This is a genomic window from Halorussus halophilus (genome assembly GCF_008831545.1).
Taxonomy (GTDB): Archaea; Halobacteriota; Halobacteria; order Halobacteriales; family Haladaptataceae; genus Halorussus; species Halorussus halophilus.
The window spans coordinates 3,427,514-3,447,278 of sequence record NZ_CP044523.1 but is presented as its reverse complement, the minus strand read 5'-3'; the positions used below and the strand labels follow the sequence as shown (position 1 = coordinate 3,447,278).

Below are 19,765 nucleotides of genomic sequence, written 5' to 3'. Positions count from 1 at the left end.
GCTCGCGAGGAGCTGTGAAGAGTTAGCACTTAAGCGCGATGCCTGTGAAACCTGTGTCGTGACCAGTCTCCTCCTGCTCGTCGGTCTCGCAGTCGCCGTCTTCGTCGGCTTCAACATCGGTGGGTCGAACACGGGCGTCGCGTTTGGCCCCGCGGTCGGGAGCGACACTGTCTCGAAAGTCGGTGCGGCCGCACTGATGAGCGTCTTCTTCTTCGTCGGCGGGTGGACCGTCGGCCGCCGCGTCGTGGACACGCTCCAGAGCGGCCTCGTCAGGGGCGACCCATTCACCATGGAGGTCAGCATCGTCGTCCTGCTGTTCATCGGACTCGCGCTGTTCGTCGGCAACGTCTTCGGCGTGCCCGCCTCGACCTCCATGACTGCTGTCGGAGCCATCATCGGATTGGGACTGGCCATCGGACAACTGAACGTCCAGACGGTCGTGGAAATCGTCGGCTGGTGGCTCGTCGCGCCGGTCGTCGGCTTCTGGGTCAGCGGGATGGTCGGTCGCTACTGGTACGACGAATTAGACGAGCGAATCGCCATCAGACAGAGCAAGGGACCACTACTCGTGCTGGACAAATCAAGCGCCGTCCCGCGGCCGAAACTCCAGTCGAACACCACGCTGCGGGAGTTCGGCGGCACGGCCCTCGTGGTCGCAATCGGCTGTTACATGGCGTTCTCGGCGGGCGCGAGCAACGTCGCCAACGCCGTCGCACCGCTCGTCGGCAACGGCGCGATTACTATGAATCAGGGTATCCTGCTCGCGGCCGGTGCGACCGCACTCGGTGCGTTCACTATCGCCCGGCGCACCCTCGATACGGTCGGCAACGACTTGACTGACCTTCCACTCGTGGCGGCCCTCGTCGTCGCCGTCGTGAGCGCCTCCATCGTGACGGTGTTGTCGGCACTCGGCATTCCAGCCAGTTTCGTCGTCATCGCCACGATGAGCGTCGTCGGACTTGGCTGGGGTCGCGCGACTGTCGCAGAAGCCGTGCCGGAGACGCCCTCGGTTCCGGCGTCGAGCGTCGCCGGAGCGGTCGATGGCGGCGAAGACGGCGACCCGGCGATAGCGGAACTGTACCAGCCTGCGACGACTGCCAGGGTCATCGTCCTCCAAAATCTGGTTCCGGCGGTGGCGACAGTGTCGGCGTATCTGGTCTTTCGGTACGTGCCGATTGCGTGAGAACATCAGTGTCGTTCCGGTCCCCCTGAATTTCGCTGGCCGGTACGGTTACTTTCTGACAGGTGGAAGTCGGACCTGTGATTGGTCCCCTCTTACTCGTCGGCGTAGCCGTCGCCGTCTTCGTCGGCTTCAACATCGGTGGGTCCTCCACGGGCGTGGCGCTCGGCCCGGTCGTCGGGAGTGACGTGACCTCGAAGTCGCTCTCGGCGGCCGCCTCCTACGTGCTGTTCTCGTTCGTGCCGCTCTTCGCGACGTGAGCGACGGTCGTGAACGTCGGAGTTTTATTTCGCTCGCAATCGACTCCGTCCTGGTTTTCAGATAGTGGAATTTAAACCGCCCTCCTGCCTTGTACTGACTGTGATTAGTCTACTCTTACTCGTCGGTCTCGCGGTCGCCGTCTTCGTCGGGTTCAACATCGGTGGGTCTTCCACCGGTGTCGCGTTCGGCCCCGCGGTCGGCAGTGGCGTCATCTCGAAACTTGGGGCGGCCACGATGATGGCGACCTTCGCTCTCTTGGGTGGTTGGACGGTCGGCCGAAACGTTGTCGAGACGATGGGTGGACAAATCGTCCCCTCGGAACTGTTCACCCTCGGTGCGAGCGTCGGGGTCCTCTTCTTCGTCGGCCTCGCACTGCTCGTCTCGAACCTCTTCGGCGTCCCAGCCTCGACCTCCATGACCGCGGTCGGCGCAATCGCCGGACTCGGAGTCGCGGCGGGCGACATCAACTGGGGCGTGATGGGCGGCATCGTCTCGTGGTGGCTCGTCGCGCCTATCGTGGCGTTCTGGGTCTGTGCGGTCATCGGCCGGTATCTCTACCCCTATCTCGACGCGTGGTTCCGCATCGACCAATCGGAAGGTCCGTTGTTGGAGTACAACCGCGTCGCCTCCATTCCGATTCCGACGGCGGGTGCGAACACGACGCGGAGAGAACTCGTCAGTAGCATTCTGGTGGTCATCATCGCCTGCTACATGGCGTTCTCTGCGGGCGCGAGCAACGTCGCCAACGCCGTCGCACCGCTCGTCGGGAGCGGAGCAGTCGAAATGAACCAAGGTATCTTTCTGGCGGCGGGAGCCATCGCGCTCGGCGCGTTCACCATCGCCCGGCGCACCCTCGACACGGTCGGCAACGACCTCACCGACCTGCCCATACTGGCCGCACTCATTGTGGAGGTCGTCAGCGCGAGTCTCATCACGTTCCTCTCGTATCTCGGCATCCCGGCGAGTCTGGCGGTGAGCGCGACGATGTGCATCATCGGTCTCGGCTGGGGCCGAGCGACGCGCTCGACGACGGTCAAAGACGCCGCGGCGGCGGCAGTTCGCGGCGAGCAGGGAGAGAAATCCGGCGAGGAGTCGAAGATGTCTGTCGGCGCGCTCGCGGCCGAACCGGAGGACGAAGTGGCGAAAATCGGCGAAGAGGACCCCAAACAACTGCAAGGGAAGGACCTGTTCGACCCCGCGGCGACCGGGCGGGTCATCATGCTGTGGATTCTGACCCCGTCAATCTCCGCGGTCGCGTCGTTCCTCCTGTTCGAATTCTTCCCGATTTATCAGTAAGCTCGTGGGAAACAGCAACTACTAACCGTACCGGTGTAGAATCCCCGCGTGATGCCAACCGTAGAATACCTCAACTACGAAGTGCTGGACGACCAGGGCTGGGACATGGACGACGACGACCTCTTCGACGAAGCCGCCGACGCGGGCCTCAGCGACGAGGACTACGGCAGCCTCGATGTCAACGAGGGCGAGTACATCCTCGAAGCCGCAGAGGCACAGGGCTACGACTGGCCCTTCTCGTGCCGCGCTGGCGCGTGTGCAAACTGTGCAGCCATCGTCAAAGAGGGCGAAATCGACATGGACATGCAGCAGATCCTCAGCGACGAGGAAGTGGACGAGAAGAACGTCCGCCTGACCTGCATCGGTAGCGCGGCCACCGACGAGGTCAAGATCGTCTACAACGCCAAGCACCTCGACTACCTGCAGAACCGCGTCATCTAACGCGTCGAAACAGTTTCTCGACGATTTTTCGTGGGTGACTCCCCATTGTCGCCCGCTTTTCGTGTCGTAACAGTTGTACGAAAGTGCTGACTAACACTCGATTCACCCCCTCCGTTTCGACTGGAGACGACCGCCCGACCTCGTATCGGGGCGACGTTCTACTCTGCCGTCACATACTCGTAGTTTTATATAGGTGGCCGAAACTAACTCGGGCACGAACAGATAGATGCCCGCTTTCGGTTTCATCGACGCTTCGATACCCGACCTCCTCCGACTCCTCGCGGTCCCTATCTTAGGTTGGGCGTCGTGGCGAGACATCGAGACGCGACGCGTCCCGAACCAGACGTGGTATCCGCTGGCGATACTCGCCGTCGTCCTCCTGTTCTGGGAGGGCTGGCTGGCAGTCATCGGCACCGCGTTCCAGACCCGAGCGTTCGGGATTCGGACGGCCGTGAGCCTCGGCTTCGTCGCGCCGCTAGTCATCGCTTTCTGGTGGTTCCGTGCGTTCGGCGGCGCGGACGCGAAGGCGTTCCTCGTCGTCGCCGCGCTCTTCCCGACCTTCCCAGTCTACGAGTTGCCGACGCTCGGACTGAAACTCCCTCACCAGACCACCACGTTGGGCGTGTTCTCGCTCACCATCCTGACCAACACGGTCTTGCTCGGTGCGCTGTTCCCGCTCGCAATCTTGCTTCGGAACGTCGTCGCCGGACGGTTCTCGAAGATGATGGCCATCGGGAAGCCAGTCAGGTGGGACGAGATTCCGCGAGCGCACGGGAAACTGCTCGAATCCGAAGACGGTCTCTCGGGCAACGGCGTAGACTTAGACGCCGTGCGGATGTATCTGCGCTGGCGCGGCCTGACCTTGGGGGACCTGCGCGAACAGACCGACCACTTCCGGGACCCGGCGACGCTCCCCGCGAATCCGAACTCGCCGGGTGACGGTGCGGTGACGCGCGCTGACGGCGGCGAACACAAGCGGACGAACTACGTCCCGGCAATCGACGTGCCCGAGAACGACCCGTGGGGCGCAGAGAAGTTCCTGAACGACATTCAGGGGAGCGCCTACGGTACCACGCCCGAGCGTCTGCGAGGGGGGCTTGAGGTGCTGACCCGCGAGGAGCGCGTCTGGGTCTCGCCAGGCATCCCCTTCATCGTTCCGCTGTTCTTCGGCTTGGTAGTCTCGCTGACGTACGGCGACCTGCTGTTCGGGCTGTTGGGCCTGCTCGGACTGGTCTGAGCAAAAAAGAACAGCGAGTGAACGAGACTACTCGTCGCCCTGCGTGCCCGCGACGTAACCAGTGACGTTGCCGACGTTCATCGCAACCGCCAGCACTGCGGCAATGACGAAGACGATGAACGACGAGATAGCGTTCATCTTCGGCGCGGTCCCGTACTTGATCATCGAGAACATCGACGTGGTCAGCACGTCCATCGTTCCCTTGACGAAGTAGACGCGGATGAAGTCCTCGAAGGAGCGAATCCACGCGAAGAGGAATCCTGCACCGATGGCGGGTGCGACGATGGGAAGAGTCACGTCCCGGAACGTCTCGATGGGGTCCGCTCCAAGGTCACGTGCGGCCTCTTCTAACGACTCGTCGAACGTGTAGAGTCTGGACGAGACCATCAGCAACACGAACGGGAAGCCGTAGACGCTGTGGGTCAACACGACGGTCAGGAATCCCGGTGTGATGCCGAGCAGTGTCCGGAAGTAGATGAGCAGTGCGATGCCCAGCACGACGCCCGGAATCACCATCGGCAGGATGCCGAACGTGCGGTAGAACTCTTTGAGCGGGAAGTCGTACCGCGCCAGCGCGAAGCTGGCGAGGACGCCGAGGACAGTCGCCACGAGCGCCGAAAGCGTCGCAATCTGGACGCTGTGCCACAACGCGGTCATCAGCGTGCCGTCCGCGAACGTCGCGGCGTAGTGGGCGAACGTGAATCCTTGGAATGGCAGGAGCGTACTCGCGTTCTGTGCGAACGAGAGGAACATCATCACGAGCAGTGGAATCCAGAGGAAGACGAGGAGCGCGCCAGCGACGACGTACAGGCCGCGACTGAGCAGTCGCTCTTTCATCTCGTGGTCGAGGAATCCGGTGTTCACGTTGGTCGAGGTACTGTGGTCGGTGTTGCGGCCGCGGTCGGTATCCGTGCTTGGGTCGGTGTCGGTCTCGGTCGCCATCTCAGACACCTCCCAGTTCGTCCACGCTGACGTAGCGGAACGCGAGTGCGAACGCGAGGACTATCGACAACACGATGAACATCGACGCGGCACTCCCGTAGCCGACGGCGTACAGCGAGTTGATGCGACTCTCGATGAGTTGGCCTATCATCAGTACCTTCCCCTGCCCGAGGAACCGCGGCGTGATGAACGCCCCGAGACTCGGGACGAACACGAACAGACTCCCGCTAATCATGCCCGGCAGGACGAGCGGGAGGATGATGTCTTTCAGCGCGTCGAACCGACTCGCACCCAGGTCGCGGGAGGCTTCGATGAGCGAGAAGTCGAGTCCGTCGAGACTGGCGTACAGCGAGAGGAGCATGTACGGGAAGTACGCGTGTGTGAGTCCGACCACGATGGCCGGAATGCCGTAGTTGAACAGTCCGAGCGGACTGTTGATGAGACCGATTTGCATCAGCAACTTGTTGATGACGCCGCTCGGGCCGAACATCAGGTACCACGAGTACGCCCGCACGAGGTACATCGTGAAGAACGGGAGCAACACGAGGAAGATGATGACCTTGAACGTCCGTCCGCCCTTGCGCGCCAGCAGATACGCCAGCGGAAACGCCAAGACGAGACAGAGGACCGTCGTCACGCCCGCGATGAAGTACGACAGCAGGAGCGACTGGAAGAACGGCGTCTGCCAGAACGACCCCTCGCCAGCGAACAACTGCGAATAGTTGTCCAACGACGGTTGCCAGACGATTTGGTAGGCGTCGTTGACATTCATGAAGCTGACCGTCACCATGAACGTCAGTGGCGCGAGCAGCAGCATGACTAGCCAGAGCAACCCCGGACCGACGGTGAGTCCGAGTTGATTCCGGTGCGAGGTGAACTGCGACACCAGCCGCTCACGCATCGAGTCCGACGATTGAGAGGTTTCTACGGACATGACACGGTTAGGCGGTCTTGACCTCCTCCCACGCAGTAATCCACGCGTCCTCGTTCTCGACGGCCTTGAACGGAATCATGCCGTCCAAGCGCGAGGGGTCGATGGAACCGAACATCTTGTTCTGTTCCTCGTTGAGGTGTTTTTTGATATTGGGGTTGCAACTCGGCGAGTAGCCGACCTTACCGAGTTTCGCGCCGAGTTTCGGCGCGATGAACTCGTTGATGACCTTCCACGCCATCTCCTTGTTCTGCGAGGCTTTCGAGACGACGGCCGACTCGAACCACGCGAGCGCGCCTTCTTTCGGTGCGGCCATCTCTGGCCAGTCGGTGCCGTTGGCCCACATCTCCACGATTTCGTTGCGGCCGGATTGGCCGATGACGAAGTTGCCCTGCTTGAGCGACTTGATGTAGGTCGGGTCGGCGGCGATGTACCCCTGTAGGAGCGGTTTCTGGTCTATGAGGGCTTGTTTGACCTTGTCGATTTGCTGTTGGGAGAGACTGACCTTCTTCCCCTTGAAGGCGTCACCCATGCCGAGGTGGAGGGCGGCCGCACTCATCGCCTTGAAGTGGTTGTCGTACATGACGATTTTGCCCTTGTACTTGTCCTTGAACAGCATCTCGTACGTCGGGTCGTGGTCCTCGACCTTGTTCGAGTTGTAGGAGTAGCCGTACCAACCGAAGCGAATCGGGACGCCGTACTGCTTTCCGTCTTTCGTAAACTGGTTGTCGGCGAATCCTTTGAACGTCTTGTAGATGTCGCTGTAGTTTGACACCACGTCCTTGGGCATCGGGTCCACCAGTCCCGCGTCCATCATCTTCGGGACGTAGTTGTTGTTCGGGACCGCGATATCGTACTGCTCGTTCTGCCCCGAGTTCCACGAGGAGAACATCTTCGAGGAGGAGGTGGACTTCGTGAATTTGACCTTCACGTCGAGACGACTCTCTATCTGTTTTTTCAGGTCCGCGTACTCCTCCCACGTCAGGATGTTGATGGTCGGCGTGCCGCCACTGCCGCCGCCACCGCCGAGACAACCTGCACTCAGACCGACAGCACCCGTCGCGCCGGCCGCCTTGAGAAACGTCCGACGCCCAGTGTCCCGCGAACGATTCGTCTCCGGGGTAGTTTCACTCTCGCCTGTCATCTGTGACATGGTATGGCAAAACATACAGAGGAACTTCTTAACTCTTACTTTACAATGCAGTATTTTAATTGCCCCTAACATAACTTATACGAAATTTCAAGAATTTTCACCAGTATCTGTTCAAATAATGTTACTATCGTTGGAGAATCCGAAACTGTTTATGGGTAGTACTGAGCATGGTATGGCATGACACCAAACGACGAGGGTCTCGTCGAACTCGATGGAGTTCGAAAAGAGTTCGGTGACGTAACGGCAGTCAAAGAGGTCAACCTCGCCGTCGAGCGGGGCGAGTTCTTCTCGCTGGTCGGGCCGTCTGGCTGTGGGAAGACGACGACCTTGCGGATGATAAGCGGTTTCGAGACACCGACGAAAGGGTCGGTCTACATCGACGACCAAGACATGGCTGGCGTGCCTCCGGACGTCCGCGACACGAATCTCGTCTTCCAGCATCACGCGCTGTTCCCGCACATGACCGTCGGGAAGAACGTCGGTTACGGGCTGAAAAAGGCAGGATACGGGGAGAGCGACCGCCAAGAGAAAGCCGAGGAGTACCTCGAACTCGTAGACCTCGACGGGTACGCCGACCGCAACCCCGAAGACCTATCGGGCGGCCAGCAACAGCGCGTCGCGTTGGCGCGGGCACTGGTCAACGAACCGAGCGTCCTCCTGTTCGACGAGCCGCTGTCGAGTCTCGACCGGAAACTCCGCAAGCAGATGCAGGTCGAACTACGCAAGATTCACGAGAAGACCCAAGGCGCGTTCTTCTACGTCACCCACGACCAAGAGGTTGCTATGACCCTCTCGGACCGACTCGCGGTGATGAACGACGGCCGCATCGAGCAGGTCGGCACGCCCGAGGAGATTTACCGCGAACCCGCGAGCGCGTTCGTCGCTGACTTCATCGGCGACACCAACCTCTTCGACGGCACTGCCACAGAGACGAGCGGCGGGGCCGCAGTCGAAGTCGGAAACGGCGACGGCTTCGAGTTCGAGACGACGAAGTACGTCGCCGACGGCGACGTGACCGTCTCGATTCGACCGGAGGACTTCTCGTTCGCTACTGGCGGTGGTGATTTCGAGGGACAGGTCATCGAACGATACTTCCAAGGCGACCAGACGCACTACGTCGTAGACCCCGATTCGGACGCGTTCTCGGACATTCGCGTCGTCATGCAGGGCCGAGACACGCCGGTCTCGCAAGGCGAGCGCGCGGCGTTCGGCGTGAACGACGGCGCGCCCGTCGTTTTCGACTGAATCGGCAATCAGACTCCACTCTCGCTCAAGCGGCCTCGGTCGCGCCACGTTCTGCGGCCTGTTCGGTGTCCGCCCGACGGCGATTCTTCACCACGAGCGCACCGAACAGCAGGCCGCCGACCGCTCGCAGCAGCAGGTCGAACAGACCGGCTTCGACGTTCTGGACGACGCCCAGTAGGCTCAAAACCGAGTTCGCGGTGTTGAACAGCAGTAACGGAGCCATCAACAGCAGTGCCGCCAACGCGAACCACGCGCGGTCCGCCCGACTCACGTCGGTATATAGGTAGCCGATGACCGTCGCACCGAGTGCGAGGACGCCGACCAACACGCCGATAACTGGAATCACGACCTGCGGGACGAACCACCCGAAGTCGAGGATGTCGGAGACGCCGACGACGTGGACTTCCTGTCCGGTGCCGACGCCTCGCAAGAGGAGGATGCCGGGCGTCAACACGAACGCGAAGGGGACGATGGCCTTGTTGAGTGACAAGGAAAAGGCAGTCACGCCTGTATCGAACTGGTCAGATTGGGCGATGCCGGAGGCCGCGTACGCCGCGACTGCCACCGGTGGCGTGATGTCGGCGATGACGCCGAAGTAGAGGATGAACAGGTGTGCGGCCAGAATCGGGATACCGAACTCGCTGATAGCCGGGCCGAGCATCGAGACGAGGATGATGTACGTCACGGTGGTTGGCATCCCCATCCCGAGAACGATAGAGGAGACGGCGGTCAGCACGAGCAGGACGACGATAGAACCGCCAGCGATGGTTCGGATGAGCGCGGTCAGGTTCGGTCCGAGACCGCTGACGCTGATGACGCCGGGAATGATACCTGCGGCGGCCACCGCGACGACGACGGTGGTCGCGGTTCGCGCGCCGGAGTCCATCGACTTCAGGACGAACCCGCCGTAGTTGAACGGCTGGTTGTCTGCGAGTCGTGGCCGGGAGAGTGTGTTCGCGGCTTTTTCCACGGCGTCGTCAACCTGCCCGTCGTAGTCGAGCAGCGGAGCCTCCATGTACGGTCGGAGGAGCATCGTAGCGAGGCTGATAGCGAGCGTGTACCAGCCGAGTTTGCCGCCCGCGGCGAGCGCGGCATCGACCACTGAGCGGCCGCCGCCTGCCGCCGCCCCTCCAGTAATCGCATCGACCAGTCCGACGCCGGTCGTCAGGAACGCGCCAAACTCCAGTAGAAACAGTGCCGTGATAGTTCCTAGCAAGGGAACTCGCGTCTCTTCGTCGTACGCCGCGACGAGCGCGACGAGTGCGCCAATTGCGACCAGCGTAAACCACGCAGACCGCGCGACGGAGAGGCGTTCGACGATGAGGTAGTACAGCAACAGGAAGATGGGCACGAGGTAGAACCACCCGCGGGTGATGTGGGCGCGCCACGCGACGAGGTCGGCGTCGGTCAGGCCCCCGATGTTTCGCTTGGAGGCTTCGAGGTGGACCATCACCCAGACCCCGAAGAAGAACACGAACGCGGGAATCGCGGCGGCCATGATGACGTCGCGGAACGGCGTCAGCGTGTACTCCACGATGAGGAACGCGGCCGCACCCATGACTGGTGGCAAAATCTGGCCGCCGGAGGAAGCCGAGGCTTCGACAGCGCCGGAGAACTCCGGACTGTAGCCCGACCGCTTCATCAGCGGAATCGTGAACGCGCCGGTCGTGACGGTGTTCGCTATCGAGGAGCCGCTGATGGTACCCATGAACCCGCTGGCGATGATGCTGGCTTTCGCCGGGCCGCCTTTTCTCCGGCCGGTCGCGGAGTACGCGAGGTCGATGAACCACTTGCCCGCGCCGCTCATTTCGAGGAACGCCCCGAAGAGGATGAAGATGTAGATGAACCGCACGCTCACCGTGACGGGGATGCCGAAGACGCCGTTCTCGGTGTTGTACCACAGGTTCTGGACGATGGACGACCAGCCGAGGCGTGGAATGGAGAGGACGCCGATGTAGGGCGCGTCGAGCGGGATAAGGTAGCCCCACCGCGCGTAGACGATGAACGACGCGACGATGACCATCAGGTAGACGCCGAGTGCGCGCCGAGTGGCTTCGAGGACGAGCAAGACGCCGATGGCACCGAGCAGGAAGGCGTAGGACATGTCGTTCAGGGGTATCCCGGCCGCAGTGAATAAATCGGTCACGAGGTCCAGAAACGGGTACACCTCGTCGATAGTCCGACCGAAACTCAGGCCGAGCGCGCGCATCCGCCGAATCTCCTCGAAGTCGGTTATCATGTAGGAGGTCGAGAGAAACGCGAACAGCACGAGGACGGCGTCGAACGGCGTGATTCGTCGTCGCTCGGGGTCGAGAAAGAGCCAGCGAGTGGCCCCTCGAAGGTACTCCGCCCCGCGAGTCACGCCGCTGTCCGGGCCGAACCGTCGTTCGACGCCGGGGACGAATCGGGCGAGACGCCGGGTCAGGAACCCGTCACCTGTCGTCGGTGGGAACAGCAAGAAAGTCAACACGAGCGCGAACCCGACGTGGATGGCGTTGATTTGGAGCAACTGAAGGGCAGCGATTTGGACGGTGCCGACGACTGGGAGCGTCACGTCGAAGACGAACCCGCGGGCGGCCAGCCACATCTGGAACGCGGAGAACGAGATAGCGATTGCGGAGACGAGTATCGCCGCCCACCCGCGGAGCGACCGCTTGTGTTCCAGTTCTTCGATGAGTTCTTGCTGTTCCTCTTCGGGGATGGTCGCGTCGTTCGATTCGTTCGTCGTCATGTCAGTTCGCTCTCGTCGTCAGTCCGCGTTCGTCGCAGTTCGCCCTCGTCGTCAGTCCACTCCTCGCCGATAGTCCGCGCTCCCTGCCAATCCACCGTTCGCCGAGAGGTCGCCGTTCGTCGAGAGTCCGTCGCCGCCGGTCAGTTCGTATACTGCTTTCGCCAGTGCCGACCGATACGTGACGTAGATTTTCACCGACCGGGCGTCCGAGAGGGCGACGAGGTCGTAGGTGCGCTCGCCGACCGTGAGATGGTGGTTCGCAATCCGACCGGGCTTGACGTAGACGTGGTCGTAGACGCCCTCGGGGTCGAAGACGAACGTCCCGTTGTCAGTGACGTTCACATCTGCGCGCGACGGAAGCCCCGCTCCGTAGGAGTGAAACTCCATCCGGACCATCTCCAACTTCGTCCCTTCGACCGCGTACACGTCCAGAACGGGCGTCTTCTCGACGCTGTGCGTGTAGTTGAGTGCGACTCTGGTTCCCTCCGAGACGGGCGCGGTCAGCAACCGTTCGCCCGTCCCTGCGTCTTCGACGATGAGCACGCGCTCGTCGCCGTTCGAGACCGCACCGACTCCGGCGACGGCCGCGACCAGCAGGCACGCGACGAGCAGGAGGGAGAGTCGTTTCACGGTGCTACTTTAGTTCGGTCCTGTCATGTTGCCGCTCGCTGTCTCGTTGCCCATGCTGGTCTCGGTTCCCATCCCCGTCGTCGCCGTTCCGTTGCCCGGCGCAGTCGTCGCAGAGCCGAAGACCGCCCGCGCTCCGGGGTGGAGCGGGATGGACATACCGTCGAGTGCGGAGTCCGCGCTGATGAAGTCGGACTTGATAGTGATCTGGTCGAGATTGTTGAAGATAGCGTTCGTGACCGTCTCGACGGTATCGGCCGAGAGGTCTTCGCGGGTCGCTATCATCGCCTGCACGGAGACTGTCTGTACGTCCTCGTCTACGCCGTTGTACGTGCCCGCCGGAATCGTGTCCTCGGCGAACCACGACGAGGCGTCGAGGATAGCTTGGCGGTTCTCGCCGGAGACCTCCACGAGACTGATGTTCGAAGTGGTCGCCAGTTCCTCGATTGCGCCCAACGGCCACCCGCCGACGACGAACGCGGCGTCGATGTCGCCGTCACGAAGCTGGTCGGCCGCCTGCGAGAAGCTGGCGTTCTGCTCTTCGAAGTTCTCGATGCCGACCGTTTCGAGAATCTGGAGCGCGTTGACCTGCGTCCCGCTCCCGAGGTCGCCCGTGTTGATGGTCGCACCCTCTAAGTCCGAGAGCGTCTCGATGCCCGTGTCTGGCCGCGTGACGACGTGAATCGTCTCCGGATAGAGCGTCGCCACACCGCGAAGACTCTCTACGGCGTTGTCTTGGAACGCTTCGATGCCCGTGCCGTTGTACGCGAAGAACGCTACGTCGTTCTGGATGAGTGCGAAATCGGCGTCACCGCGCGCGAGACTGCCGACGTTCTCCACGCTCGCGCCCGTGGACTGGACCTGAATCGTGAAATCGGAGTTCCCTTCGATAATCGTCTTGAACTCGTTCGAGAGCGGGAAGTACGTCCCACCGGTCCCGCCAGCGTGCCACGAGAGGCGTTGGTCTTGTGCGATGCCTGTACCTGCGAAACCGAGTAGTCCGGCGAGTCCGGCCGCACCAGTCGCTTTCAGTACGTCGCGTCTGTTGGTGTCCCCCACCATGACAGAGTACGTATTCACCAGACAACATATACCCCGCCGACGCTTCGGGCCGGAAATTCGGCGTTGTCTCACCTCTTTGTCGGCAAAAGAATCGAAGCCATCGAGCAAGCGCGAACAATGGCTCGTTTCCAGCGATGCGACTCGACGCGCAACGAACAAAGCTCGGAGTATCCTCACGGAGTCCGGACCGCAGTCCCCGAAACGTCGATTACGCTGACGACACGACGCGTTACCGGCCGAAACGTATTTCGAATCGAAAGCCTATTGCGAGTTCACGAACAGGTCGAGCATATGAACACCGTGCAAGCGACTGACTATCACGACATCGTGCAGGTGGAAGAGCCACGAATCTCCCCGAACGGCGAGCGAGTAGCCTTCGTCCGGAAGGACCCGGACGACGAGCAATCTTACGAGGCGACTGTGTACGTCGTCCCGGTCGGCGGCGACGAACCGCGCCAGTTCACCGTCGCGGAGGGCGTCGATAGCCAACCGCGGTGGAGTCCGAGCGGCGATCGACTCGCGTTCGTCAGCACCCGTGGTGCGGACGACGACCGTCCGCAACTGTGGGTCATGCCGACGGACGGCGGCGAGGCCCGGCAAGTAACCGACGTAGCGGGCGGCGTCTCCGAGTTAACGTGGTCGCCGGATGGACGCCGAATCGCGTTCGTGCAGTCGAGTACCGACGAGGACCGCGAGGAGGAACGCGACATCTCGCTCGGCGACGAAGAGTACGAACCCGAACCGCCGGACCCGCGAGTCATCGACCGGAAGGTGTACCGAGCGGGCGAGAACTACTTCGACGGTCGGTGGAGTCACGTCTACGTCACGGACCTCGACGCGGAGGACGGTGGAGATGGTGCCGACGCGGACGGGGAGGCCGTCGAACGACTCACCGACGGCGAGTACAACCACATGTGCCCCGAGTGGGCCGACGCCGACACGCTCTACTACGGCGTCAAGCGAACCGGCGACCCCGACGACAACATCGTCGTGGACGTAGTCAAACACGACCTCGACGGCGGGGAGACCTCCACGCTGTTCCAGACGACGTGCTGGCACCCGCGACTCGCCGCGACCGAAGATGGTCGAGTCGCCTACGCTTACACGCCCGAAGAGAACGCGACGCTACAACAGACCGAACTGAAGGTGTTCGACAGTGCGACCGGCGAGACGACGACGCCGACGGCGACGCTAGACCGAACCGTCTCCATCGAGATAGCGCCCCAGTGGGGGCCGAGCGAGGAAGACCTCTTCTTCGCCACGCCGGACGAGGGGACGGTCCCTATCTGGCGCGTACCGGGCGACGAAAGCGAGGACCCCCAGCGCGTGGTCGAGGACGGCCACGTCTCGAACATGTCGGTCGGCGAGAACGCCGTCGCGTTCGCTCGCTCGGAGTGGGACCACCCCGGCGACGTGTTCGTCTCGACGCTCCGCGGTGCGGAGAGCAACCGTCTCACGCGAGTCAACCGCGAGTACCTTGACGACCGCGCGGTCTGTCAGCCAGAGGAGTTCTGGTTCGAAGGCGGAGATGGGGCAGAGGTGCAGGGTTGGCTGCTGACGCCCCCTAATTTCGACCCCGACGAGAGTTACCCGCTCGCGGTCGAAATCCACGGCGGTCCCCACTCGATGTGGTCCACCAGCCACACGATGTGGCACGAATTCCAACTGCTCGCGGCGCGAGGCTACGTCGTCTTCTGGTCGAATCCCCGTGGTTCGACGGGGTACGGCGAGGAGTTCATGGCCGCGCTCGGCGAGGGCAAGTGGGGCACGGTTGCCACCGAAGATGTCCTCGCTGGCGTGGACGAAGTGGAAAGTCGAGATTACGTGGACGAAGACAACACCTTCGTCACTGGTGGCAGCTACGGTGGCTACATGACCTCGTGGCTGGTCGGGCATACCGACCGCTTCGAGGCGGCAGTCTCCCAGCGCGGCGTCTACGACCTCAACAGCTTCTACGGTTCGACAGACGCGTTCAAGCTAATCGAGTGGGACTTCGACACCACGCCGCTCGAAGACCCCGAATTCCTCTGGGAGCAGTCGCCGACTGCGTTCGCCTCGGAAGTCGAGACGCCGACGCTACTGATTCACAGCGACGACGACTATCGGGTGCCGGTGAACAACGCCGAGATGCTGTATCTGCTCTACAAGAAGAACGACGTGGAGACCAGACTGGTTCGGTACCCGCGCGAAGGTCACGAACTCTCGCGCAGCGGCGAACCCGGCCACGTCGTGGATCGACTGGAGCGCATCGTCCGCTGGTTCGACGGCTACTCGGAGTACCACGACGTGCCGAAGGCTCTCGAACGCGGTGACGACGGACTGTCAGCGACAGAGGACGAAGAAAGAGAAGGAGAAGAAGACAAAGACGAGCAGGACGACTCAGACGAATAGTTCCAGAGAACTCCGTAGCGCACAGTACCGAACTGGGGTTCGCTTCGGGAGCCTCACTTTCGCGGTCTTCCCCGACGCTTGCTATGGGTTCCACACCCGAAACGAAGGGGTTCGACGGTCGTCGATACAGACGGCTACGAACTGCTACAGAGGGCTATTTTTTCCCACAAGGGTACTTTTCGTTAGGAGTTCCCCGGGAGATAACTGCACGAAAGCGGCGACTTTTCCAGTCGATACGAAGGGGTTCGACAGCAGGCAGGCCCGTCGGCTCACGGACCCGAAACAAATCGTCTCTCCGCTGTGCATTTCAGAATACGGTCACGTCAATCGACGATAATTTCTGACTCTTCGTCCTCGATGACCGTCTCTTCGGGTTCCGCTCGCATCTCCTCGTCGTAGCGGTCTATCCAATCAGCGAAACACTCCGGACAGAGTCGCTGGCTGTCTATCTGCGAGCGGTCCACGGTCAGTCGAATCGTTCGTGCCAGTGCGTCCGTGAGGGGGTCACCGCAGTCGTGGCAAGGCTCTCGTTCCTCCTCGTCGCTCATGGGCGGGAGGTGTGCAGCGGGACCATATGAATGTACTCCTGCCGAGACGGCGATACGTCGATTGTCAACATACACCAAGACTTTTGGTCGCGCTCGGTGACATACTACTGATGGGTGGGGCTGACTTGAACGACGGGAGTCGAATAGCAGTGGCCGTCGGCAACCCGAGTCACGCCGAGCAGTTGACTCGAACGGCCGCCGACGTGGCCCGCGACCGGGGTGGCGAACTGTTGGTCGTCGGGGTCGTCGTGACGCCCCGAGAGTCGCCGCTCGCGCTCTTCACCGACGAAGTCATCACCCGCGACTTCGGCGGCGAGCGGCGCGCGATTCTGGACCGAGCAGTCGAAACCGTCTCCGGCACTGGCGTCGCCGTCACGGGACGCCTCTTCGTCGCGCCGTCGGTCTGGCAGGGCGTCCTCCACGCCGTGGAGGAGTTCGATTGTGACGGTCTGGTCGTCGGCTGGCAGGAGCGAACGCGGGAGGACGCGGTTCTCGGCACGAACGTAGACCGAATCGTGAGTCGCGTCCCCTGCGACGTGTTGGTCGAGAAAATCGGTGCGACGGCAGACGGCGTCGAAGCAGTGTTGCTCCCAATCGCGGAGAGTCCCCACGCGGAACTCGCGGGTGAGGTCGCGCGAGCCATCGCATTCTCCAACGACGCTCGTATCGACCTCTTGAGAGTCGTGGACTCCCGGCGCGACGTGGAAGAAGCCGAGAAGTTGCTCGCGGAGCGCAAGCGAGCGTTCGACCTGCCGGTCGAGACGACGGTTCGGGTCGGCGACGTGGCGGATGTCATCGTGATGGAGTCGCACGATAGAGACGTGACCGTGTTGGGAGCGACTCGTACTGGCCGGATTCGCAGGCGCGTCGTGGGTTCGACGCCGCGCGAGGTCGGGCGGAACGCCTCGGGGACGATTGTGATGGCGAAACGCGGGAAAGCGTCGGCGGTGTCGCGACTGTTCCGGTGGTGAGAAAAATACGAGAACGTCGCTGATTTCTACGTCGTGCGGAACGCGCGGTCGCCAGCGTCGCCGAGTCCGGGCACGATGAAGCCGTCGTCGTCCAGATGGTCGTCGATGCTCACGGTGAGCAGGTCGGCTTCGGGGAACTGCTCGCCGACGCGGAGCAGGCCATCGGGCGCGCTGACCGCCGAGAGGACGAAGAGGTTCTCGAAGTCGTCGGCCTCCGCCAGAACGTGGTCGAGGACGGTACACATCGTCGAGCCGGTGGCGAGCATCGGGTCGGCCACGATGACGGTGTCCTTCTCGGTGATTTCGGGGAGTTTGACGTAGTCGATGGTAATGGGGAACTCGCCGTCTTCGTTCATCCCGGCTTCCTCGTCGCGGCCCGCGCTGATGACGCCCTGCTTCGCGCGGGGGAACGCCTTCAGCAGGCCCTCCACGAACGGTGTCGCGGCACGCAGGACGTTGATGATGACGACGTCGTCCAGTCCTTTGACGCGCTGGCCGGTCGTCTCAGTCAGTGGCGTCTGGATGGAGACGAACTCGGTGTCCATCGCGCCGTCGATGATTTCGTAGCCGGAGATGCGGCCGAGTTTGACGAGACCCTTGCGGAATCCGACCTGTTCTGTCTTCGTGTCTCGAATCTTCGAGAGCGTGTCCTGTGCCAAGGCGTGCGTGACGAGTTTCGCGTCACCGCGGTCTTCGATGGTCATCCTTGTTCTATGGCTATGCCGCGAAGGCTTATCTCTTAATATAGCCAGCGAGTAGCCGCGCGGAGCGACCGAACTTGAACGCGAGGAATCCACCGACGAGGAACCAGTGAGGTGCGTCTGCGACGAGGTGGCCCAACCAGCTTTCGAGCGGGTCTACCTTGTCCCAGTGGACGGCGTAGCAGTCTGCGTACTCTTTGACGTGGACGCCTCTGCCGTCGGGGAGCGGCCGTCGGTAGTCGGCGTGCTGCCCCCGTGGGTCGCCGGTGTGGCGCACGAATCCGGCGTCGAGCGGATGCGGTACTGCGTCCTTCGAAATCCGGAGGTCGGTGTGAGGACGTTCGCCTCTGACGCGCGCGACGATGCCGTCCCAGATGGGGAGTCGAACCTGACAGTGCGGACAGCACGAGTCGGTGTAATCGACTTGTTCCTCGCAGACCCAGCACTGCTCGGTCCACGTCCACGGAACTCGCTGCCCGCACGCCTCACAGCCTCGCCCAAGGTAGTCCAGTGACTCCTCGCAGTGAGGGCAAGCGGAGGTACTGACGCTCGATTTGGGCATTAGTCCTCGGTTTCGCGGATTCGTTATAAACTTTCGCCCCGGTGAAGCAGCGTGGTCAACGGATGACCACTGTGGTGACGAGCATCAAAAATGCGGCGACGAGGGCGACCGTCTGCCAACTGAACGCTATCATCTCGATGAACGCCAGCCCCCAGACGACGGCGTAGGCGAACACCGACGACAGCACGAGGTTCATGACGAACAACACTCGCGGGTCGCCCTGTGAGTCGGCCATGGTTGGCCGTCGTCTCAGAGGCTCTTATCTCTTTTGCGACAACTGTCGGTACAGCGAAGGTCCCGGACCCCTTACAGGAGGTATGCGTCTACGGAACAGGTCCGGAACGCCCGTTGATCCGGTTCCGTTTCTCGTCGTCGAAGCGCTCGTCTTTCTGCTCTGTTACAGTTGTGGTCCTATCTACCTGCTGACGTTCGGGGTCGAACTACCGGGCGCGCTCGCGGTGACGACAGTGGTGTTCCTCGGTGCGACGGCGGGCGCGTACCACACGTTCGTCTGGACCGTCAAGCCAGAACTGAAGGGGGAAGTCCCGGCCACGCTCCGATTGCGCAAAATTATCTTGGCGGTGCTCGTCGTCGGCGGCATAGTCACACTCCTATCTCTTCCACTTCTCGGCCGGTTGTAGCGTCGAACAGACCCGAACGCTTTCCTACTCCCGTGCGTAGCATTCGGCGATGCGCCAAGTCGAGGTGTCGAAGTTCGTCGCGGCGCCACCCGTGGTCGTCCAACGAGAGCTGACACCAACGTCGGTCGTGGAGTTCGAAGGGAGTTTCGAGGTACAGGAGGTCACGAAGACCGAAGCGGGTGCGGTCGTCACTGCCAGTGCGGGCGGCCTGACGATAGAACTCGTCTTCGAAGACCACGAAACCGGACTCACCTACCGCCAGCGCGGAGAGACAGGCCCGTTCGACGCGATGGAGACGACGGTGAGCGTCGTCTCCGAGAACGAAGGAAGTCGAGTGACGACGCGCTCGGAAGTCAGTCTCGGCCTGCCCGTCGCCGGACTCACCGACCGAGTCGCGGCGTGGAAGCGCCGCGGCGAGCTAGAGCGCTCACTGGACAGGCTAGCGGAGCAACTGTAACAACTGTAGCGCGAGCCGTGGCGCTCGTGCAACCAGCACGCACGACCGGCCGAGCCTTTTTACGCGAGTATCCGGAAACGGACAGCAATGAGTGTGTTAACCACAGTCAAGAAACTGTTGCAGGCTTCCACAGAGTCTGCGGATCGCGGGGACGTGACAGCCGAACAGTCTGCAGGAGCGTACTGGTGTCACGACTGCAACGAGCGAATCCGCGACGTGGAAGTCGATATCGAAGGAGAGGGCGAGGGGAGGAACGCTCTGGACTGCCCGGAATGCGGCGACGAGATGGAGTTCGAGCGGTCACCGTCTTCGGCGGGATGTGCCTGTTGAGGTGGTAATACGACGCGAAAACGTTCGTTTCGACCGTTCTGCCGACGGCGGCAACCTT

Annotated in this window: 19 protein-coding genes and 2 pseudogenes; 11 read left to right on the top strand and 10 right to left on the bottom strand. The window is 62.1% G+C overall.

The features are described from left to right. Positions 1-58: 58 nt before the first annotated feature. From F7R90_RS17070 to F7R90_RS17050, 5 genes and pseudogenes are all read left to right on the top strand, one after another. The gene (locus F7R90_RS17070; protein WP_158058594.1) at positions 59-1,183 is read left to right on the top strand and encodes an inorganic phosphate transporter; all 1,125 of its coding nucleotides are present in this window, start codon (positions 59-61) and stop codon (positions 1,181-1,183) included. Positions 1,184-1,260: 77 nt separating this feature from the next. Beyond that, positions 1,261-1,416 (top strand): annotated as a pseudogene (locus F7R90_RS17065) (inorganic phosphate transporter); the annotation flags it as partial. Between the two features lie 124 nt (positions 1,417-1,540). Next, positions 1,541-2,737: an inorganic phosphate transporter gene (locus F7R90_RS17060; protein WP_158058593.1), complete on the top strand. Its 1,197-nt coding sequence runs from the start codon at positions 1,541-1,543 to the stop codon at positions 2,735-2,737. A gap of 51 nt (positions 2,738-2,788) precedes the next feature. Continuing rightward, positions 2,789-3,178 (top strand): ferredoxin Fer, encoded by a 390-nt coding sequence (gene fer, locus F7R90_RS17055; RefSeq protein WP_158058592.1) that lies wholly within the window; start codon positions 2,789-2,791, stop codon positions 3,176-3,178. Between the two features lie 226 nt (positions 3,179-3,404). Beyond that, complete coding sequence (locus F7R90_RS17050; RefSeq protein ID WP_225741206.1) at positions 3,405-4,415, top strand: A24 family peptidase; 1,011 nt, start codon at positions 3,405-3,407, stop codon at positions 4,413-4,415. A 27-nt stretch (positions 4,416-4,442) separates the two neighbouring features. Here F7R90_RS17050 and F7R90_RS17045 read toward each other — a convergent pair whose 3' ends face one another. The 3 genes from F7R90_RS17045 to F7R90_RS17035 are packed head-to-tail and all read right to left on the bottom strand — an operon-like array spanning position 4,443 to position 7,441. Continuing rightward, complete coding sequence (locus F7R90_RS17045) at positions 4,443-5,357, bottom strand: ABC transporter permease (protein WP_158058591.1); 915 nt, start codon at positions 5,355-5,357, stop codon at positions 4,443-4,445. 1 nt (position 5,358) lies between these two features. Then, positions 5,359-6,258, bottom strand: coding sequence for an ABC transporter permease (locus tag F7R90_RS17040; protein WP_225741205.1), 900 nt, complete (start codon positions 6,256-6,258; stop codon positions 5,359-5,361). A 40-nt stretch (positions 6,259-6,298) separates the two neighbouring features. Continuing rightward, positions 6,299-7,441, bottom strand: coding sequence for an ABC transporter substrate-binding protein (locus tag F7R90_RS17035; protein ID WP_225741204.1), 1,143 nt, complete (start codon positions 7,439-7,441; stop codon positions 6,299-6,301). 177 nt (positions 7,442-7,618) lie between these two features. Here F7R90_RS17035 and F7R90_RS17030 point away from each other — a divergent pair, with 177 nt between their 5' ends. Beyond that, positions 7,619-8,686, top strand: a complete 1,068-nt coding sequence (locus F7R90_RS17030; protein WP_158058589.1) for an ABC transporter ATP-binding protein — start codon at positions 7,619-7,621, stop codon at positions 8,684-8,686. A gap of 25 nt (positions 8,687-8,711) precedes the next feature. On the opposite strand, the gene F7R90_RS17025 is transcribed toward F7R90_RS17030, so the two are convergent. The 3 genes and pseudogenes from F7R90_RS17025 to F7R90_RS17015 form a co-directional block, all read right to left on the bottom strand. Continuing rightward, complete coding sequence (locus tag F7R90_RS17025; RefSeq protein WP_158058588.1) at positions 8,712-11,417, bottom strand: TRAP transporter permease; 2,706 nt, start codon at positions 11,415-11,417, stop codon at positions 8,712-8,714. 147 nt (positions 11,418-11,564) lie between these two features. Next, positions 11,565-12,014, bottom strand: a pseudogene (locus F7R90_RS17020) (DUF1850 domain-containing protein); the annotation flags it as partial. A gap of 42 nt (positions 12,015-12,056) precedes the next feature. Continuing rightward, the gene (locus tag F7R90_RS17015; protein ID WP_158058587.1) at positions 12,057-13,106 is read right to left on the bottom strand and encodes a TAXI family TRAP transporter solute-binding subunit; all 1,050 of its coding nucleotides are present in this window, start codon (positions 13,104-13,106) and stop codon (positions 12,057-12,059) included. A 291-nt stretch (positions 13,107-13,397) separates the two neighbouring features. Here F7R90_RS17015 and F7R90_RS17010 point away from each other — a divergent pair, with 291 nt between their 5' ends. Then, entirely contained in the window at positions 13,398-15,497 is a 2,100-nt protein-coding gene (locus F7R90_RS17010; protein ID WP_158058586.1) for a S9 family peptidase, read from the top strand. A 323-nt stretch (positions 15,498-15,820) separates the two neighbouring features. Here F7R90_RS17010 and F7R90_RS17005 read toward each other — a convergent pair whose 3' ends face one another. Continuing rightward, a complete protein-coding gene (locus F7R90_RS17005) occupies positions 15,821-16,045 on the bottom strand; it encodes a DUF7569 family protein (protein WP_158058585.1) in 225 nt (74 codons plus the stop codon). Positions 16,046-16,155: 110 nt separating this feature from the next. Between F7R90_RS17005 and F7R90_RS17000 the strand changes: the two genes are divergently transcribed. Next, positions 16,156-17,016, top strand: coding sequence for a universal stress protein (locus F7R90_RS17000; RefSeq protein ID WP_158058584.1), 861 nt, complete (start codon positions 16,156-16,158; stop codon positions 17,014-17,016). 26 nt (positions 17,017-17,042) lie between these two features. Here the strand turns inward: F7R90_RS17000 and upp are convergent, their stop codons facing one another. From upp to F7R90_RS16985, 3 genes are read right to left on the bottom strand one after another with little or no spacing between them, the layout of a single operon-like run. After that, a complete protein-coding gene (upp, locus tag F7R90_RS16995) occupies positions 17,043-17,720 on the bottom strand; it encodes a uracil phosphoribosyltransferase (RefSeq protein ID WP_158058583.1) in 678 nt (225 codons plus the stop codon). A gap of 28 nt (positions 17,721-17,748) precedes the next feature. Continuing rightward, complete coding sequence (locus F7R90_RS16990) at positions 17,749-18,279, bottom strand: hypothetical protein (protein ID WP_158058582.1); 531 nt, start codon at positions 18,277-18,279, stop codon at positions 17,749-17,751. Positions 18,280-18,334: 55 nt separating this feature from the next. Next, entirely contained in the window at positions 18,335-18,514 is a 180-nt protein-coding gene (locus F7R90_RS16985) for a hypothetical protein (RefSeq protein ID WP_158058581.1), read from the bottom strand. A gap of 82 nt (positions 18,515-18,596) precedes the next feature. On the opposite strand from F7R90_RS16985, the gene F7R90_RS16980 reads away from it, so the two are divergent. The 3 genes from F7R90_RS16980 (at position 18,597) to F7R90_RS16970 (ending at position 19,707) form a co-directional block, all read left to right on the top strand. Next, on the top strand, positions 18,597-18,920 hold the full coding sequence (locus F7R90_RS16980; RefSeq protein WP_158058580.1) for a hypothetical protein: 324 nt from the start codon (positions 18,597-18,599) through the stop codon (positions 18,918-18,920). Between the two features lie 49 nt (positions 18,921-18,969). Then, entirely contained in the window at positions 18,970-19,377 is a 408-nt protein-coding gene (locus F7R90_RS16975; protein ID WP_158058579.1) for an SRPBCC family protein, read from the top strand. Between the two features lie 87 nt (positions 19,378-19,464). Next, complete coding sequence (locus tag F7R90_RS16970; RefSeq protein ID WP_158058578.1) at positions 19,465-19,707, top strand: hypothetical protein; 243 nt, start codon at positions 19,465-19,467, stop codon at positions 19,705-19,707. The last annotated feature ends 58 nt before the right edge of the window (positions 19,708-19,765 follow it).